Origin of the sequence: Roseburia sp. AF22-2LB (genome assembly GCF_003461125.1) — a bacterium.
Taxonomy (GTDB): domain Bacteria; phylum Bacillota; class Clostridia; order Lachnospirales; family Lachnospiraceae; genus Roseburia_C; species Roseburia_C amylophila.
Map to the genome: position 1 here is coordinate 36,285 of NZ_QTWM01000012.1, position 15,772 is coordinate 52,056.

Annotated in this window: 16 protein-coding genes; 13 read left to right on the top strand and 3 right to left on the bottom strand. The window is 39.3% G+C overall.

Annotated elements, in window-relative coordinates; genetic code table 11:
* Positions 1-10: 10 nt before the first annotated feature.
* Together dnaB and DWX96_RS13375 are read left to right on the top strand one after the other, a co-directional pair.
* Positions 11-1,342 carry a replicative DNA helicase gene (gene dnaB, locus DWX96_RS13370; RefSeq protein WP_117699176.1) on the top strand — a complete coding sequence of 444 codons (1,332 nt, stop codon included), beginning with the start codon at positions 11-13 and terminating at the stop codon, positions 1,340-1,342.
* A 158-nt stretch (positions 1,343-1,500) separates the two neighbouring features.
* A complete protein-coding gene (locus tag DWX96_RS13375; protein ID WP_118057754.1) occupies positions 1,501-2,493 on the top strand; it encodes a Fic family protein in 993 nt (330 codons plus the stop codon).
* Between the two features lie 130 nt (positions 2,494-2,623).
* Here DWX96_RS13375 and DWX96_RS13380 read toward each other — a convergent pair whose 3' ends face one another.
* Positions 2,624-2,989 (bottom strand): zinc ribbon domain-containing protein, encoded by a 366-nt coding sequence (locus DWX96_RS13380; protein ID WP_118057762.1) that lies wholly within the window; start codon positions 2,987-2,989, stop codon positions 2,624-2,626.
* A 415-nt stretch (positions 2,990-3,404) separates the two neighbouring features.
* Between DWX96_RS13380 and DWX96_RS13385 the strand changes: the two genes are divergently transcribed.
* Positions 3,405-4,181: a hypothetical protein gene (locus DWX96_RS13385; RefSeq protein WP_147337989.1), complete on the top strand. Its 777-nt coding sequence runs from the start codon at positions 3,405-3,407 to the stop codon at positions 4,179-4,181.
* A 112-nt stretch (positions 4,182-4,293) separates the two neighbouring features.
* Positions 4,294-4,875, top strand: coding sequence for a MerR family transcriptional regulator (locus DWX96_RS13390; RefSeq protein ID WP_022242563.1), 582 nt, complete (start codon positions 4,294-4,296; stop codon positions 4,873-4,875).
* Between the two features lie 93 nt (positions 4,876-4,968).
* On the opposite strand, the gene DWX96_RS13395 is transcribed toward DWX96_RS13390, so the two are convergent.
* On the bottom strand, positions 4,969-5,139 hold the full coding sequence (locus DWX96_RS13395) for a DUF362 domain-containing protein (protein ID WP_022242564.1): 171 nt from the start codon (positions 5,137-5,139) through the stop codon (positions 4,969-4,971).
* A gap of 217 nt (positions 5,140-5,356) precedes the next feature.
* Here DWX96_RS13395 and DWX96_RS13400 point away from each other — a divergent pair, with 217 nt between their 5' ends.
* The 5 genes from DWX96_RS13400 to DWX96_RS13420 all read left to right on the top strand — a co-directional run bounded on the left by DWX96_RS13400 (position 5,357) and on the right by DWX96_RS13420 (position 9,694).
* Positions 5,357-5,566, top strand: a complete 210-nt coding sequence (locus DWX96_RS13400; protein ID WP_118057756.1) for a DUF1858 domain-containing protein — start codon at positions 5,357-5,359, stop codon at positions 5,564-5,566.
* 655 nt (positions 5,567-6,221) lie between these two features.
* Positions 6,222-7,406 carry a hypothetical protein gene (locus DWX96_RS13405; RefSeq protein ID WP_147337990.1) on the top strand — a complete coding sequence of 395 codons (1,185 nt, stop codon included), beginning with the start codon at positions 6,222-6,224 and terminating at the stop codon, positions 7,404-7,406.
* A 4-nt stretch (positions 7,407-7,410) separates the two neighbouring features.
* The gene (locus DWX96_RS13410) at positions 7,411-8,208 is read left to right on the top strand and encodes a hypothetical protein (protein WP_117947278.1); all 798 of its coding nucleotides are present in this window, start codon (positions 7,411-7,413) and stop codon (positions 8,206-8,208) included.
* Positions 8,205-9,047, top strand: coding sequence for a hypothetical protein (locus DWX96_RS13415; protein WP_117842364.1), 843 nt, complete (start codon positions 8,205-8,207; stop codon positions 9,045-9,047). The genes DWX96_RS13410 and DWX96_RS13415 overlap by 4 nt, the downstream gene beginning before the upstream one ends.
* Positions 9,048-9,049: 2 nt before the next feature.
* A complete protein-coding gene (locus tag DWX96_RS13420) occupies positions 9,050-9,694 on the top strand; it encodes an ATP-binding cassette domain-containing protein (protein WP_117698866.1) in 645 nt (214 codons plus the stop codon).
* A gap of 54 nt (positions 9,695-9,748) precedes the next feature.
* On the opposite strand, the gene DWX96_RS13425 is transcribed toward DWX96_RS13420, so the two are convergent.
* Positions 9,749-10,531: an adaptor protein MecA gene (locus tag DWX96_RS13425; protein WP_118057758.1), complete on the bottom strand. Its 783-nt coding sequence runs from the start codon at positions 10,529-10,531 to the stop codon at positions 9,749-9,751.
* 227 nt (positions 10,532-10,758) lie between these two features.
* Between DWX96_RS13425 and DWX96_RS13430 the strand changes: the two genes are divergently transcribed.
* The 4 genes from DWX96_RS13430 to DWX96_RS13445 all read left to right on the top strand — a co-directional run bounded on the left by DWX96_RS13430 (position 10,759) and on the right by DWX96_RS13445 (position 15,688).
* Positions 10,759-12,042 carry a serine/threonine protein kinase gene (locus tag DWX96_RS13430; RefSeq protein WP_158561858.1) on the top strand — a complete coding sequence of 428 codons (1,284 nt, stop codon included), beginning with the start codon at positions 10,759-10,761 and terminating at the stop codon, positions 12,040-12,042.
* Between the two features lie 6 nt (positions 12,043-12,048).
* On the top strand, positions 12,049-12,609 hold the full coding sequence (locus tag DWX96_RS13435) for a hypothetical protein (RefSeq protein ID WP_118057760.1): 561 nt from the start codon (positions 12,049-12,051) through the stop codon (positions 12,607-12,609).
* Positions 12,610-12,968: 359 nt separating this feature from the next.
* Positions 12,969-14,786, top strand: a complete 1,818-nt coding sequence (locus DWX96_RS13440; protein ID WP_199534947.1) for a glycosyl hydrolase family 18 protein — start codon at positions 12,969-12,971, stop codon at positions 14,784-14,786.
* Between the two features lie 143 nt (positions 14,787-14,929).
* Positions 14,930-15,688 (top strand): N-acetylmuramoyl-L-alanine amidase, encoded by a 759-nt coding sequence (locus DWX96_RS13445; RefSeq protein ID WP_117841858.1) that lies wholly within the window; start codon positions 14,930-14,932, stop codon positions 15,686-15,688.
* The last annotated feature ends 84 nt before the right edge of the window (positions 15,689-15,772 follow it).

The window sequence follows — 15,772 nt, forward strand, 5'->3', positions numbered from 1 at the left end:
AGGAACCTCCATGGAAGAGGCACTGGTAAAGCGGATTATGCCAAACAGTCTGGAAGCCGAGCAGTCAGTTATCGGTTCCATGATTATGGATAAAGAAGCAATTATGACAGCCGGAGAGATTCTCATTGAAGAGGATTTCTATCACAAGCAGTATGGAATTCTGTTTGAATCCATGCTGGATTTGTTTAATGCAGGAGAACCGGTTGACCTGATTACATTGCAGAATAAGTTAAAAGAAAAGGATGTGCCGGCGGAAATCAGCAGCCTGGAATTTGTAAGAGACTTAGTAACATCCGTACCGACATCCGCCAATGTAAAATATTATGCCAATATCGTCAAAGAGAAGGCAGTTCTGCGTAAGCTCATTAAGACCACCCAGTCCATTGAAGATGAATGTTATCTTGGAAAAGAAAGTGTTGAAGATATTCTGGCAGATACCGAGAAGAGCATTTTTAATCTGGTGCAGAATCGTGGCGGTGGAGATTATGTCCCGATTAAGCAGGTCGTAATCAATGCGCTGGATAAGATTGAAAAAGCATCCAAGCAAAAAGGCTCCGTAACCGGAATTGCTACCGGCTTCGTGGATCTGGATTATCAGATGGCAGGTCTGCAGCCTTCCGATTTGATTCTGATTGCAGCCCGTCCTTCCATGGGTAAAACGGCGTTTGTATTAAATATCGCACAGTATGTAGCCATTCATTCCCAGCAGACAACAGCAATATTCTCTCTGGAAATGAGTAAGGAACAGTTGGTAAACCGTATGTTTTCTCTGGAATCAAGAGTAGATGCCCAGAAGCTGCGTTCCGGTAATTTGACAGATGCAGACTGGGAAATGCTGATTGAAGGAGCAGGCAACGTAGGCCGTTCCAAATTAATCATTGATGATACACCGGGTATTTCCATATCCGAGCTTAGAAGTAAATGCCGTAAATATAAATTAGAGCACGATTTGAAATTAATCATCATCGACTACTTACAGTTGATGTCCGGCTCCGGCAGACATTCCGAATCCCGTCAGCAGGAAATCTCAGATATTTCCCGTTCCTTAAAAGCGCTGGCCCGTGAGCTGAATGTGCCGGTAGTGGCACTGTCCCAGTTGAGTCGAGCTGTAGAACAGCGTCCTGACCATCGACCAATGTTATCCGACCTTCGAGAGTCCGGAGCTATCGAGCAGGATGCCGACGTTGTAATGTTCATCTATCGTGATGATTATTACAACAAAGACAGCGAAATGAAAGGAATCTCCGAAATCATCGTAGCCAAGCAAAGAAACGGTCCTATCGGAACCGTCAACCTGGTATGGCTGCCTCAGTACACGAGATTTGCCAATATGGAGAAATAAACATTCCCGGGTGTTGCCTGAAAAAGCAGCATCCGGGGTTTTTATATATATGGGTAGAAGGAAAATTTTCGATGAAATAAGTTGAATATTTTTGTAAAAATCGTATAATATGAGGAAGAAAATACGCAAGATAATACGTAAGTTAATGGAGGTATCATGTGGGGAAATATAAACCGCCTTTTACTATAACAAATAAAATATTATCTCATGTAGCATCTATTTCCGAAAAGATAGGACGTATAACAGCAATCAGTAATCTTGAAGCAAAACCGCACCTGAGAAAGAATAACAGAATAAAATCGATACATTCCTCTTTGAAAATTGAAGCCAATTCATTGACGTTTGGACAGGTTCGGGATGTAATTAACGGTAAGACTGTATTTGGTGAACAAAGAGAAATTCAGGAAGTAAAGAATGCCTATGCTGCTTATGAGCGTCTTTCAGAAATTAATCCTTATAACATTCGACAGTTAAAACAATTTCATGGAATTATGACAAAGTATCTTGTGGAGGAATCCGGTGAATTTCGTTCCGGTGAAGAAGGTGTCTTTAATGGAAATCAATGTATTTTCATGGCTCCACCGGCACAACTTGTACCACAGCTTATGGATGAGTTATTTACCTGGATGAAAGAAGCGAAGGATCATGTACATCCACTGATTTTAAGTAGTGTATTTCATTATGAATTTGGATTTATCCACCCTTTTTCGGATGGCAATGGCAGAATGGCAAGACTGTGGCACACGGCTATTCTCTCTGACTGGAAACCGGTGTTTGAATATATTCCGATTGAAAGCCAGATTGAGAAGTTTCAGGATGAATATTACGATGCCATTTCCCGGTGCCACGTTGCGGGAGAGTCTACAATTTTTATTGAATTTATGCTGTCTCAAATTGATAAAATTCTGGATGATATTTCTGTTCAAATTAGTGAGAAAAATGAATATCTTCCGGAAGCAGTACAAAAATTGCTTGAAGCTATGGAATATGATGTTCCTTATACAAGCAAAGCGTTGATGGAAAAACTTGGATTAAGTTCGAAAGAGGGATTCCGAAGAAATTATCTTCAGCCATCACTTAAAATGAATTTGATTCAGATGACGATACCGGATAAACCGAACAGCAGAAATCAAAGATATGTGAAAAGCTGATAATATGAGAAAACAAGCAAAGCAAGTTTCTTATAATTGTCAGGTATTCGGATCAAAGAATGTGCCTCGGCACATTCTCGCGCCTGCGGCGGCCGCTTACGAAATCTACCTTATACGCCGCAGTTCCCCGCTACAATTCCCGTCCGCATTTCGGACAATACTGAAAGTCTTCTTCTGTCGTAAATCCACAGTAACTGCAATGTTTCATATGATTTTCATATCTACCAAAATGCAGGGTATCGAGAGGAATCTTCTTAACCTCTCCTCTGGCAATTGCCTTGCCTAAGTCGTCACTGATTTCGGTGGTGGCATTACAGCAATTCATGCGCACATAGTAGTGGCGGTTCCATTTAAACAGCGGAATAAAAAAGAAAGAAAAGAACATGTAAGTCATATACACTTCCAGGTGTCCATATTTTCCGCAGCAATTACATATTTCTAACTGGTCAAAAGCCAGCTTTTTCTCACCATTTGAAATTCCCATAATAAAAAACATAAAGCAAAACCATCCTTCCTGCATCTTTTGTATACCATAACGCATTTTCCGGATTCCTGCAAACCCATTTTCCTTTATCAAAATCCCATTACCAGACGGAATATGAAGCTTTTCCCCACAGAATGGACAAAAATCATCCGGCGTAATATCTTTTAAATGTAACTGCCGGTGGCAGATAGGACAGCGGATGGTAAGAACACCGAAAATAATTGCACCGAAAGAAATAAAAATTTACCTAAAAAATCTCCACATAGGGCTTGACAAATACATAAAAAAATTATATCTAAAATATAGAGCAGTTTTCTATATAGAGAGAAGGGGTGAGTGCATGAAAAATTATAATATTTTAATAGTATTTATTCTAATTTCAATTCTATCCAGTTGTGGTGGAAAAAACTATTTAGGAGAAAAGATAGTGGTTTCTACAACAAATCTAAGGTTAATAGAAGACAATAATTCTTTTCTGGAACAGATTGGACAAATAATAGAATCCCAGCAAGAACAAGGTGAAGAATCAGAAGAAATAGAGAAAGAAGAGAATGCTGGTAAAGATGAAGATAGTTCTGTGGATAATATAACGGGATTATCAGATTCTATTCCTTTAAATCAAATGGGAATTGGTGAAGTCTTAAAAGAATGTGATAAAGTATTAAAGGATAGCTATTCGGTTTCTGATGATTGTCAGGTAATGGAAGGTGCATTTTATCTGGAGAAAGATGGAAACCTTCTGGGACGTTATGCTGCAAAGTCGGAATTCATTATTTTTGATAAAGTAAATGATAAAAAATATCAGATTTCATTGGATGGCATGGAAAAATCCGTTGAGATAAAGGAAATCAAAGAGTCTGAATCAGCAGATACCATGCAGGCTATGCCGTGGGATGCTGTACTGGAAATGATAAATGCATTGGATTTTGATACGATAGCAGAGCCGGAAGATGATTACATTTTACTGAACCTTGCAGGAGAGGTAGAGGTCGGTTCCAATGGAATCAATCCGGCATCCGGCAAAAATAAGAAATTTTATGCCATCGAAAATGGAACCATGGTGAGTACAGACCAGCAGATGATACGTGGAAAACAATATGCGCTGGAGCTGACAGGAGCCACGAACGAAGATGGAAATGCATTGACAGCAGGCAGCCAGATTGTGGTAAAACATGTTGCAGGAGTCTTTCTGAAATGTCAATAATTGTGCGAACCATGCACAATATGTCGGAATAATACGATGGAAAATAATTGCACTGACAAAAGCCGCAGCGTTATAATTTTAAAGAAGAAGCAGTGGCAAAGGAGGAGCAATTATGGACAAGCAACGGTATATGATTTCAGATGCTGCAGCACTTGTAAATGTAGAATCCCATGTACTTAGATACTGGGAAGAAGAGTTAGAACTTACGGTACCCCGCAACGAAATGGGACACCGTTATTATACAAAAGAAAACATTGAGCAATTCATGAAGATAAAAGAATGGAAAGAGCAGGGTTATCAGTTAAAGGCAATCAAGCTTTTAATACATAATGGCGGCAGGGAAGATGCACCGGAGCTATTAGCGGCAACAGCAGCATCGGAGCCGGCAAAGCAGACTCTTTCCACGGAGGTAGAGGACAACACAAGGCGGATGGAGCAGTTCCAGCATATGATGGCACAGATTGTAAAAGGCGCGATTGCCGAAAACAATCATGCACTGGGAAAAGAAGTCAGCGAACTGGTGCGGGATTATGTATTAAAAGAAATGAATTATCTGATGAGGGAACAGGATGAAGCGGAGGAAGAACGCTATAAGAAACTGGACGAGCTGATTCGTCAGAGCCTGAAGGCAAAGGGAAAGAAAGAGAAGAAGCTGTTTCATAAGAAACAGGAATGGAAACCGAATGAAGCATAGCCTTCACAAATGAGGGCATAACTACGAGATTCTCGCGTAAAAAAAGAAGCTGTGTGGCAAAACCAACAGCTTCTTTTGAATTAAGTACGAAAATTATTCCTGGCTGATAGCTCCTGTAGGGCAAGCACCTGCACAAGTTCCACACTCGATGCAAGTATCAGCAGCGATTTCGTATTTTCCATCTCCTGCAGAGATAGCTCCAACTGGGCATTCACCTTCGCAAGTACCGCAGCTTACACATGAATCAGAAATTACATATGCCATTTTATCGTCCTCCTTTAAAAATAATAAACAATGTATAGGCTAGAATCTAGCTTGCAATTATTTTAATACAAAAAATTGCGATTTACAATACTTCTCCATCATGTACTAAAGAAAAAGCAATCGTGTATATAATCGTGGACAAAAGGGAAAACTAATTGCATATTTTGCCGGGAGGGATTATAATAACACCATTGAAAACAAGAAGGAGGAAAAAAATATGGCACAGATTAATAAGGATACCATGATTGGTGAATTACTTCAGATCGATGAGAATATTGCACCGATTCTTTTAAACATAGGAATGCATTGTTTGGGATGCCCATCTTCACAGATGGAGACAATTGAACAGGCAGCAATGGTTCATGGAATCGAGCCACAGTCTTTAGTTGATGAAATCAATGATTTCCTTGCAAAAGACGCTAAATAAGAAGTAAATATAATGAGAAAGACCAGAACAGTCCGATAATCGAATGCCGTAAGGCTTGAAAATATCGTGCGTTCTGGTCTTTTTTTTATAGTCGTGCATCCGTAAGAAGCTGTCAGTGACAGGTTCTGCAGATTATAATGATACAGAAATAGTGTGATAGAAAAAGTGAGTTTTGAAGTTAAAATATACAGGTAAGATTGTATAAAATATACAAATATTTATAATTCGTTTTGATAATAATTCATATTGACAGAAAAAATGAAAAATACTAAGCTTTTTATAGTTATTGAAAACAAGAGGAGAGGGAGTTATGATGACAAGAAAATTCTTAGTTGCGGTTATCGCTATATTTGATATTCAAAGTCTTGGATATCAAATTTCCCAGAATAAAATGATATAGAGAAATGTAAGCAGAGGATTCCGGTTCTTTAAGTAAAGAAAAGAGAATTCTATTTTGTGATATTTAAATTTATTTCCAAAATATTGGAAATTGACAAATGATGCAAGTCCGTTTGCTGTTTCTGTAAAAAATGAATCACAGGCGCGCAGCACATTCTCATACCATAACAATATCTGGAAGGTACACATCTTAAAGAATGGAAAGAACTTATATATATTGCAGGTGGGGTTAGCCCCACCTGCAAAAGGAGTAGATATGAAAATAAATAACTGCAAAAAAGTTATTAAAACAATTGCCTTTTATACAGTAGTAATAATATGCATAGCAATTTTATGGAAACAGGCTCATCTGCCATATGAACGGACAAAATATCAGAGTGTAGCGGAAAATACAACAGAAAGGGAACAGAGTTCAGTATCTTTTCCGGAAGAATATAAAAAAACAGTGAACGATAGTTTTGTGTTTGATGCAAAGATAATTACAGGGGAAAATATTGATTATGAAAATTTATATGCATCAACAGCAAGCATTGTTTATCCGGATGCGGATAAGTGGAAAACAATGTTCTTAAAGGATAATTTAAACTATGAAGAAAGCTGTTTTGAAACAGAAAGCCGAAATGGGGACAGGTTGAATGCCGAAGTTTACGATAATGAATCAGAAGGATTTTTACGTTTAGATGCCGAACAGGGACTTTACTGGAAAGAACCATTAATGAGATATTTAGTACAGGTACTGCATATGAATGGTGAATATGGAGCAGAGGATCCCATGGATAATGAGCGTGTGTTTCAGGACGCAGATGATTTGACTGGTTTTAGCAGAGAAGAAGCATGGGAAAATGCATGTGAACAAATGAGCCTGCTTGGAATAGAAAAAAGCAGTCTGCAATATGATGAAAGCTATTGTATGCACGCAGAAGATTTAAAAGAGCAGACGCAAATATTACAAAAGGATGGCAGCTTATCCGAAGAAGATGCAAAAGAAGAATGGTCAGAAGAGGAAGAGGGTTATCTATTCTATTTTTCTCAGACTTTACAGGGAATCGAAATTTTCCGGTATGAAAATATCAGGGATTATCCGGGAATGTATGGCGATATGCAGGTGTATGCAATGAAAGATGGATTAGGGGAACTTCAGATTCCTGTTTTATATTCCTGCAAATTAGAAAAAAAGAAGTTATCACTGGTTTCTTTTGATAAAATTGCAGAGGCTTTAGAAAAGAACTATGGAAGTGTTATTACGGAAGAACCAATAACTGTTCGGAAATGTCAGCTTGTAATGTATCCATTACAAAAGAAGAACGGGGTATATGATATGGTGCCGGTATGGATATGTCAGATTGGGAAATATCAGGGAGAAGGACGGAATGAATCATATAATTATATACCAATTAATGCTGTCACAGGAGAAGAGATGGTTGAACTGGAGGTAGAGTAGTAATATGCTGAAAAAATATTTAAAAATGGATTTATACAGGGTATTTACTTCAGCACCATTTTGGCTTGGAGTGATAGGGGTATATATTACGATGAATCTAATGGCGAAGGTTGGACAACCGGCAATAGATGTTATTAGCAGATATAAAGTTATGAAATTTCAGAGTGTTACAATTGCAATATTTGCATTTAGCAGCTTTGCATATGGAAATGCATTAAGAGAAGATCAGGAACATCATTTTTGGCAGAATGAAATTTTGCGTGGAGATTTAAAGAGTTATATATGGTCAAAAGTATTAAGCGGATTTCTGGCAGCAGATATTACTGTTTTCGCAGGACAGTTACTCTTTTTTCAGCAGGATAGTTTTTGGCATCCCCTGCTGATGTTAGAGGATGAATTTTTTACAGCAAATGGTGTCGATTTGCGTGGGAATTGTTTTGGATGGTTTGCAATGCATGGAATGCCAATATTATATTTGGTTTTTTCTGCAATTATATTTGGATTGTTAGGAGGCATTCTGTGTCTGGTATCCATGCTGCTGTCTCTATTGGCTAAGAATCAGATGTTTGCAATCTGCATTCCTATGGCTGGTTATTATTTTATAGTTACATATCTTGGCGTATTATTTCCACAAGGTGGTATTTGGGATTGGAATTCTCTATTTATGTTTTCTACAGATGTATTTGGAAATGCATGGATAAGTCTTGGATACATATTCTTAATGACAATACTTTGTGTTATCGTATTGGGTAATTTGATTGCAGCCAGAGTAACAAAAGAGATAAGGGGGGAAAGTATGTGAATTTGCAGTCAAAAATACAGAATCTTTATTGCAGAATGAAGTCCATGCGTTTTTTGACATTACTTATCATTTGGGGATTTATGGTAGATGATATGTTAAGACTCTACCGGAATCTTGCAATGGAATTGAACGTAAAAGACAGTTTTGCAATATTACCTTTTATTCAAAATGATGATTTCTTTATGAAGGTTGTACTTTTAAGTGTGTTATGTTTTTATTCGAATGCTCCATTTATGGAGAGAAATGAATTATATTTTGTACAGCGTATAGGAAAAAAGCGGTGGGGAAGTCGAAATATTTTTTATATTTTCGGAAGCAGTATTTTATTAGCTGTAATACTGGTATTATTAAGCATTTTATTGAACTTTCCGGCAGTTGATTTTAGCAATTCATGGGGAAGTCTGTACAGGACGGTTTCTGTTTATGGTATGGAAAAATATCAGATTCCGCTGATTGTGGATACAAAAGTAATGTCAGCATTTACACCCTACCAGATGATGGGGCATGTAATTTTAATGGATATATTAGCATTTGCAGTAATTGGAATGCTATTATATACATTAAGTCTTTATGTTAGAAGAGTAGGTGCATATATAGTCACTATTCTGCTTATTTTCTTTTCTACAATGGTAAACTATCTGGATGCCGGTGCAAAATTAGGACTTATATATTTTTCACCATTTTCATGGGAAAATGTGGGAAATTGGAGATATGGATATGATTTGAGTAAACCAAATTTTGTATATATCTATGTAGGTTATTTTCTGATTCTGTTTCTGCTGGTGGTTGCAGGTCAGAGACAGATTCAGAGAATAGACTGGATAAGCAGGGAGGAATAGCTATGGCAGAGGTTATTAAAGTAGAACATATTGAGAAATCTTTTAAAAAGCATAAAGTATTAAAGGATGTATCATTGACTTGTGAAAGTGGAAAAATATATGGAATTGTAGGGTATAATGGTTCAGGAAAATCAGTACTTTTTAAGTGCATTAGTGGATTTTATCTTGTAGAAAAAGGAACAATAACAGTTCGTGGGAAAATGGTTGGAAAAGATATGGATGTGGTTCAAAATTTGGGAACAATTATTGAAGAACCGGCATTTATAAAGCAGTACAGCGGACTTAAAAATCTTGAACTGTTATATATGATTAATCATAAGAAAAATCGGGAATATGTAAAAGAAAGTATGAGAAAAGTCGGACTTGATCCGGAGCTAAAGAAACCGGTAGGAAAATATTCTCTGGGTATGAAGCAGCGTCTTGCAATTGCACAGGCAACGATGGAAAATCAGGATATTCTCATTTTAGATGAACCGATGAATGGATTAGATAAAGATGGGGTTGAACAAATGAGGAAATTGTTTCTTTCTTTTAAAGAAGAGGGAAAAACTTTACTACTGGCCAGTCACAATCGAGAGGATATAGAATTATTATGTGATGAAGTATATGAGATGGAGCATGGTCGGTTACATAAATTAGAAAGATAAACAAAAAAAGAATTGCCATTGAGTGAAACTCAAAGCAATTCCTTTTTATCGTTTTTAAATTTCCGCCAGTACCTGCAGTGCCTGCTCTTTAATCAGAGGCAGGAAATGCTCATCGAAGTAAGCCTGCGAAGCACGGCTGTATTTCTCAGTGGAAGCGTATTCCGATAAGATGTTGCAGACCTTATTGAAATCTTCCGGAGAATGGTGTCCCTTGTGCAGTACCAGATAAAAGGCACTCTTATTCGGATTCTTGTAAAGGAAATTCCGGTCGTTATAAAAGCCATTTAAAATACGGGCAAGATTGCTGATTTTCTCTAAGCTGTCGAAGACGAACAGCCGGGTAATATCTACCACCGGTTCTACGACAGGCTTCGGAGCAGGAGTGGCAGCCTTCTTGACAGGAGCTTCTGCCGGGGCAGCAGCCTTCACTGACTTGGCAAGTTCGCTCTTCTGCTTCTCCTGAAGCTGTTTGAAGAAGCCTAAAATATCATCGGCTCCGGCTGCAGGAGTGTTCTTTGCATCTGCAAAATCCGGATATTCATTTTCGTCCGGCTCTGAAAATTTGGAAAACCGGGTGTCTAACTCTTCCGGGTATTCTACCTTGGTAATAATAAGCAATACTGTATCTTGTGTCAGGGGAACGGCTTCTATCATAAGAGGCATATCCTCGGCTTCAAATCCAAATTCATAATTCGCCTGCTGCATCATGTCACGAAACAGGGACTTTGCTTTCTCCGTGCCATATGCTAACTCACTCAGCTTCAGATGGCGGTCATCTAAGTCTGCTCTGGTAAGTGTGCAGCGAATCTGGTTGTCATTCACTTTTTCAATTTTCATAAAAATCACTTCCTTATCTATAGAAAATTGTATGAAGTTTACGCCTATATTATAATGGAATCAAAAATACTTGTAAACCGGTAAAAAATATTAAAGTTTTCTAAAAAGTCTAAAAAAACAGATTTTCTATTGCAAAGCATAATTGCTTTGTGCTATAAACTATTCCAAGAGATGCGTTCCGGTTCCTTTGAAAGAAGGAAGGGGCGGAACATATAGAAACACAAATTTTGTTTGACAGATACGAGCTGTTGTCGGAGTTAGGAAGCGGCGCAGCAGGAAAGGTGTATCTTGCCAGACATCTGAAGTTGGAGACATATCGTGCAATAAAGTGTATTTCAAAGACACGTTCTATGCCGTCTTCAATTCTTTCTGAAGCGAACATTCTCGCTAAGTTACGACATCCCGGAATTCCAATTGTATATGATATAGAGGAAGATGAAGCCTTTTATTATATCATTGAGGAATATGTTGAAGGGGAATCGTTAGAGAAGTTGCTTTGGAATACGTCAGTTTCCCAGGAGTATATGATACAGATTGGTATACAACTTTGCGGAATCGTTTCATTCCTGCACAGCCAGAAACCATTTCCGGTATTACATCAGGATTTAAAACCGTCACACATTATAGTATGTGGGAATCAGGTAAAATTAATCGATTTTGGAATTGCATCATATATTACCAGTCGTGGAAAAAATTATCAGAACTATGGAACAAAAGGTTTTGCGGCACCGGAGCAGTACGGGGAATATGAACTGCATACGGCAAGCGATATTTATGCAATCGGGGCTGTTTTTTCACTTTATATTAAGAAGCATTCCCACAAAAGCAGCCCGGCATTCCGGCATATCGCACAAAAAGCCACAAGAAAAAATCCAAACAAGCGTTACAAAAGCGCCGGGGAATTACAACAGGCACTGACCCGTGCGTTAAAGCAGAAGGGGAATCGGAAAGAGCATCTCTTAAAAAGCATATCTGTTGTGGGGGCAGAATCCGGAGTCGGAACCACCCATATAGCCATTGCACTGACTTCATTTTTTAATGCGGGGGGCGCAAATGCCCTGTATCGGGAAATTCAGTCCGAAAAGAGGGAAAAGATAAGTAATGTGGTGGAACAAATTGGGCGGAGCCGTGAGGCAGAGTGCGAAGAAGATATCGTCATCTGCCGGAATTTCCGGGGAAGTGAGTCTATCGGCAGCGGGGAAGATACACTCATTTTCGATTATGGAGCTGCAGTGGAAGAAGCCTGCATGGAAGAGGCTGAGATTACAGTACTCGTAGTGAATCTGTCTTTGTGGAAGCGGGAGGCTTCCATGAAAGCCTGGCAAACGTTACGTTGTGTACCAAATCTTAAAATTATCTGTAATCACAGCAGCCCCATGGAGGCGAGAGAATTTGCAGCTTTCATCGGAAGAGAAGTGTACTGTTATCCGAGGGACACAATGCCATTTGATGGTGGCAGAGAAAAGGAAGCATTCTTCACACAAATGCTTTCGAAGGAAGGGAGAAGATAACAAACCATGGAAGAAAGAAAAAGTATCGGAATATTTGGTGTGCAGCAGGGCGTGGGTGTGACGCATCTGTGCACTGCGCTGACCCATTACTGTGCGGACTGCCTGAAAAGTCACACGGCATTGGTGGAATTAAGTGGAAATCACGAATTGGAAGAACTGCAGAAACAGCAGCAGGGTAAATGGGGGCGGTCGGACAGAAAACACTATTTTGCAAATGCGGGAAGTGATAATATGCCGGAATATATCCGACAGGGCTATGAATATTACATCATAGACGGCGGAAGTGAGTTTTACAGGATTCGTCGGGAATTCTTGCGCTGTGACCGGAAGCTGATTCTGGTTTCCTTAAGTCCATGGAAACGAAAGGAATTAGAGTATTTTATGTCCGTCATATGGGAAGAGGAAAAGTATTTGGATAACGTGACGTTTCTGGCACAGTTTGGGATGAAAAAAGATAAAAAAGATTTTCAGAAACAATACCGCATACCAATCCATACCCTTCCTTTTATGGAGGACCCGCTTCATTTAAAAGAAGCAGAGCGCCTGTTTTTAAAAACTTTAGTTTAACATATCACGAACGCTTATCCTTTTGGAAAAGGAAAGTAGAAAGCAGGCATGTAAATTTAACAGAAACCAAAAACAAAAAAAGATGAATAAATAGAAATATATGCTTTTGATGTGAGAAGGTTACCCTGAATGCTTACTCACACCGCTGCAGAATGCAGCACAATGTAAAGAAAAAGAAAGGTAAGAGGCACAGACAAAAATTATAGTCTGTGCCTCTTTTTACGCGGGAAATTCGCAAAGCGTGTTTCCAGGTGGTTTTTACTTGAAATTTTCCCACCAATGACGTATGCTTATGGCAAAGAAAACAAAAATGGAAAACCATAAGAAAATAGAACAGTAAAGTACAGGAGGACGCAGGCTTGGAGAGAACGCAGCGAACGAACAGACCGACAAATGGAAATAGAAATAGAAACAGGAACCGCAGACGGAACAGAAAAAATACGAAATTAGCACCGGTTATTGTGGTAATCGTATTGATATTACTGGTGCTGCTGATTGCCGTAGGAACGAAAATTATTCAGAAATATATTCCGAGTAAAGAGCATCAGGATATGACAGAATATTATCATTTACAGGCGGATGATGATATTTCGCTGGTGGTGGATCATGAAGTGTTAGAAACACCGGGCAAATATATAGACGGCGAAGTATATGTGGATTATGAAACGGTACATGACCGCTTCAATGACCGTTTTTACTGGGATGCCAATGAAAATGTATTGCTTTATACACTGCCGGATAATCTCGTTACCGTGGCAGCAGGCAGCAATACCTATCAGGTAGGAAAGGAAAACCAGAGTGCAGATTATACAATTGTCCGGAATGACAGCAATACCATGTATCTTGCACTTGATTTCGTAGAGCAGTATACCAATATTACCCACGAAGTATATGAAGGCCCGAATCGTACCGTAATCAATACCGTGTGGGGGGATGTGGATACAGCACCGGCGAAGAAGGCAACACAGCTTCGTTTAAAGGGCGGTATCAAGAGTCCAATCGTGAAAGACTTAGAAAAAGGTGAGACCCTGACAATTTTGGATGCAGGTGACAGCTGGACCAAAGCCATGACAGAAGATGGTGTTATCGGATACCTTAAGAATAAGTTCGTAGGAAAAGTAACCACTGAAACCTTGAACAATGATTTTACAGAGCCGGAATTTACCCATATTTCCAAGGACTTTACCATAGAAATGGCATGGCATCAGGTGACAACAAAGGATGCCAACAGCACCATTGCAACGGTATTACAGAATACCAAGGGAATCAATGTAATCGCACCGACCTGGTTCTACTTAAATGATAATAACGGCAACATTGCAAACCTTGCATCGTTGGATTATGTAAACTACTGCCATCAGAATAATATTGAGGTCTGGGGACTGGTAAGCAATCTTGAAAATAAAGACGTGGACACAGCTGCTGTTCTGACCCATACCTCTACCAGACAGTATCTGGTCAATCAGATTATTTCAGCAGCAATCCAGTACGATTTAGATGGAATTAACCTGGATTTTGAATCCTTAAACAGTGAAGCAGTGGGAGACAGCTATATCCAGTTTATCCGTGAACTTTCTTTAAAATGTGCAAACAACGGTGTGGTATTATCCGTGGACAACTATGTGCCGAGTGCTTATACTGCATTTTATGACCGGGAAGAGCAGGCAAATTTTGCGGATTATGTAGTGATTATGGGATATGATGAGCATTATGCCGGCTCAGATGAAGGATCTGTTGCATCCATTGGATTTGTAACCAACGGAGTAGCCGATACCTTAAAGGAAGTACCTGCAGACCAGATCATTCTGGGATGTCCATTCTATACAAGAATATGGGCAGAGACACCAAAAGCAGATGATGAAGAAGATACAACAGCTGCAGCAGCAGAGGACTATGTACCATATGATTTGACCAGCGAAGCTGTTGGAATGGATACGGTACAGAAACGTCTGGAATTAAATGGAGCAACGCCGACCTGGTCGGAAGAAGATGGGCAGAATTACGCAGAATATGTAAATGATGGGGTTACCTATAAAGTCTGGATAGAAGACGCAGCTTCCCTTGAGAAGAAGTTAGAAGTCATGAAGTCAAATAAACTGGCGGGAATATCTTTCTGGAAGCTTGGCTTTGAGACAGACAGCATCTGGGATACCATTATAAAATATACAAATAACTAAAGTGTAAAACCGCAAAGGAGAAAGGAAGCGTTACGGATATTGCCGAAGAAATTGCGAAGTTTAAAGTAGATTAACAGATAAAACAGGATAATTGAGCCGGCACTTTCATATTTATTATAAAGAAAAAAATTAGGAAGTGTGGTTTGAAAAAAAGAATGGAATTATATATGGCAGTTCTTCTACTGGTGGCAGTATGCCTGTTATCAAAAGAAGGAGCAGTGCTGGTAAGCAGCATGCGGGCAGCAGAAGAAAAGCCATGTATCGTTGTGGACGCAGGCCATGGCGGTGATGACCCGGGCAAAATCGGGATTCACGGCGAACTGGAAAAGGACATTAACCTTGCCATTGCAAAGAAGGTAAAAGCCCGTCTGGAAAAAGAAAATATAACAGTGATTCTGACCCGGGAGACAGACGAAAGTCTTGATAAAGGGGAGAGCGGCAGCAAAAAGGTGGCAGATATGCGTAACCGCTGCCGGCTGATTGATGAGGCGAAGCCGTTATTTACCATAAGTGTCCATCAGAACAGTTATACGGAAGAGTCCATAAGCGGAGCTCAGTGCTTCTATTTTGGACAGTCCGAGGAGGGCAGAAAAATTGCCGGGATTATGCAGGAAAGCCTGCGGTCGCATCTGGATACGGAAAATAAGCGGGAAGCAAAAGCCAATGAGAGTTATTATCTCCTGAAAAAAACGGCATATCCTACGGTAATCGTAGAATGTGGCTTCTTAAGTAATTCCGAGGAAGCCGCGAAATTATCTACCGGGGAATATCAGGAGGCAGTGGCAGAAGCTATTGCAGATGGAATTCTAGACTGTCTGGGCAATGAAACAGCAGATACAGAAGAAGCCGGCATGAGTAATGAGACTGCAGATACAGAAAAACAGAAAGTGAAACAGCATTGAAATGCATCAGAAATAAAGAAAGATTACAAAAAGAGTTATAGGACAAAATGTGTTGATGAAAACCGCTTTCAAGCCTTGAAAATA

What these genes read in the sequence shown, in the direction of transcription:
- DWX96_RS13395 (WP_022242564.1), bottom strand. Translation starts at nt 5,139, where the DNA reads ATGGCATATGTAATTTCTGATTCATGTGTAAGCTGCGGTACTTGCGAA.
- dnaB (WP_117699176.1), top strand. Translation starts at nt 11, where the DNA reads ATGGAAGAGGCACTGGTAAAGCGGATTATGCCAAACAGTCTGGAAGCC.
- DWX96_RS13405 (WP_147337990.1), top strand. Translation starts at nt 6,222, where the DNA reads ATGAAAATAAATAACTGCAAAAAAGTTATTAAAACAATTGCCTTTTAT.
- DWX96_RS13435 (WP_118057760.1), top strand. Translation starts at nt 12,049, where the DNA reads ATGGAAGAAAGAAAAAGTATCGGAATATTTGGTGTGCAGCAGGGCGTG.
- DWX96_RS13420 (WP_117698866.1), top strand. Translation starts at nt 9,050, where the DNA reads ATGGCAGAGGTTATTAAAGTAGAACATATTGAGAAATCTTTTAAAAAG.
- DWX96_RS13390 (WP_022242563.1), top strand. Translation starts at nt 4,294, where the DNA reads ATGGACAAGCAACGGTATATGATTTCAGATGCTGCAGCACTTGTAAAT.
- DWX96_RS13380 (WP_118057762.1), bottom strand. Translation starts at nt 2,989, where the DNA reads ATGTTTTTTATTATGGGAATTTCAAATGGTGAGAAAAAGCTGGCTTTT.
- DWX96_RS13410 (WP_117947278.1), top strand. Translation starts at nt 7,411, where the DNA reads ATGCTGAAAAAATATTTAAAAATGGATTTATACAGGGTATTTACTTCA.
- DWX96_RS13425 (WP_118057758.1), bottom strand. Translation starts at nt 10,531, where the DNA reads ATGAAAATTGAAAAAGTGAATGACAACCAGATTCGCTGCACACTTACC.
- DWX96_RS13400 (WP_118057756.1), top strand. Translation starts at nt 5,357, where the DNA reads ATGGCACAGATTAATAAGGATACCATGATTGGTGAATTACTTCAGATC.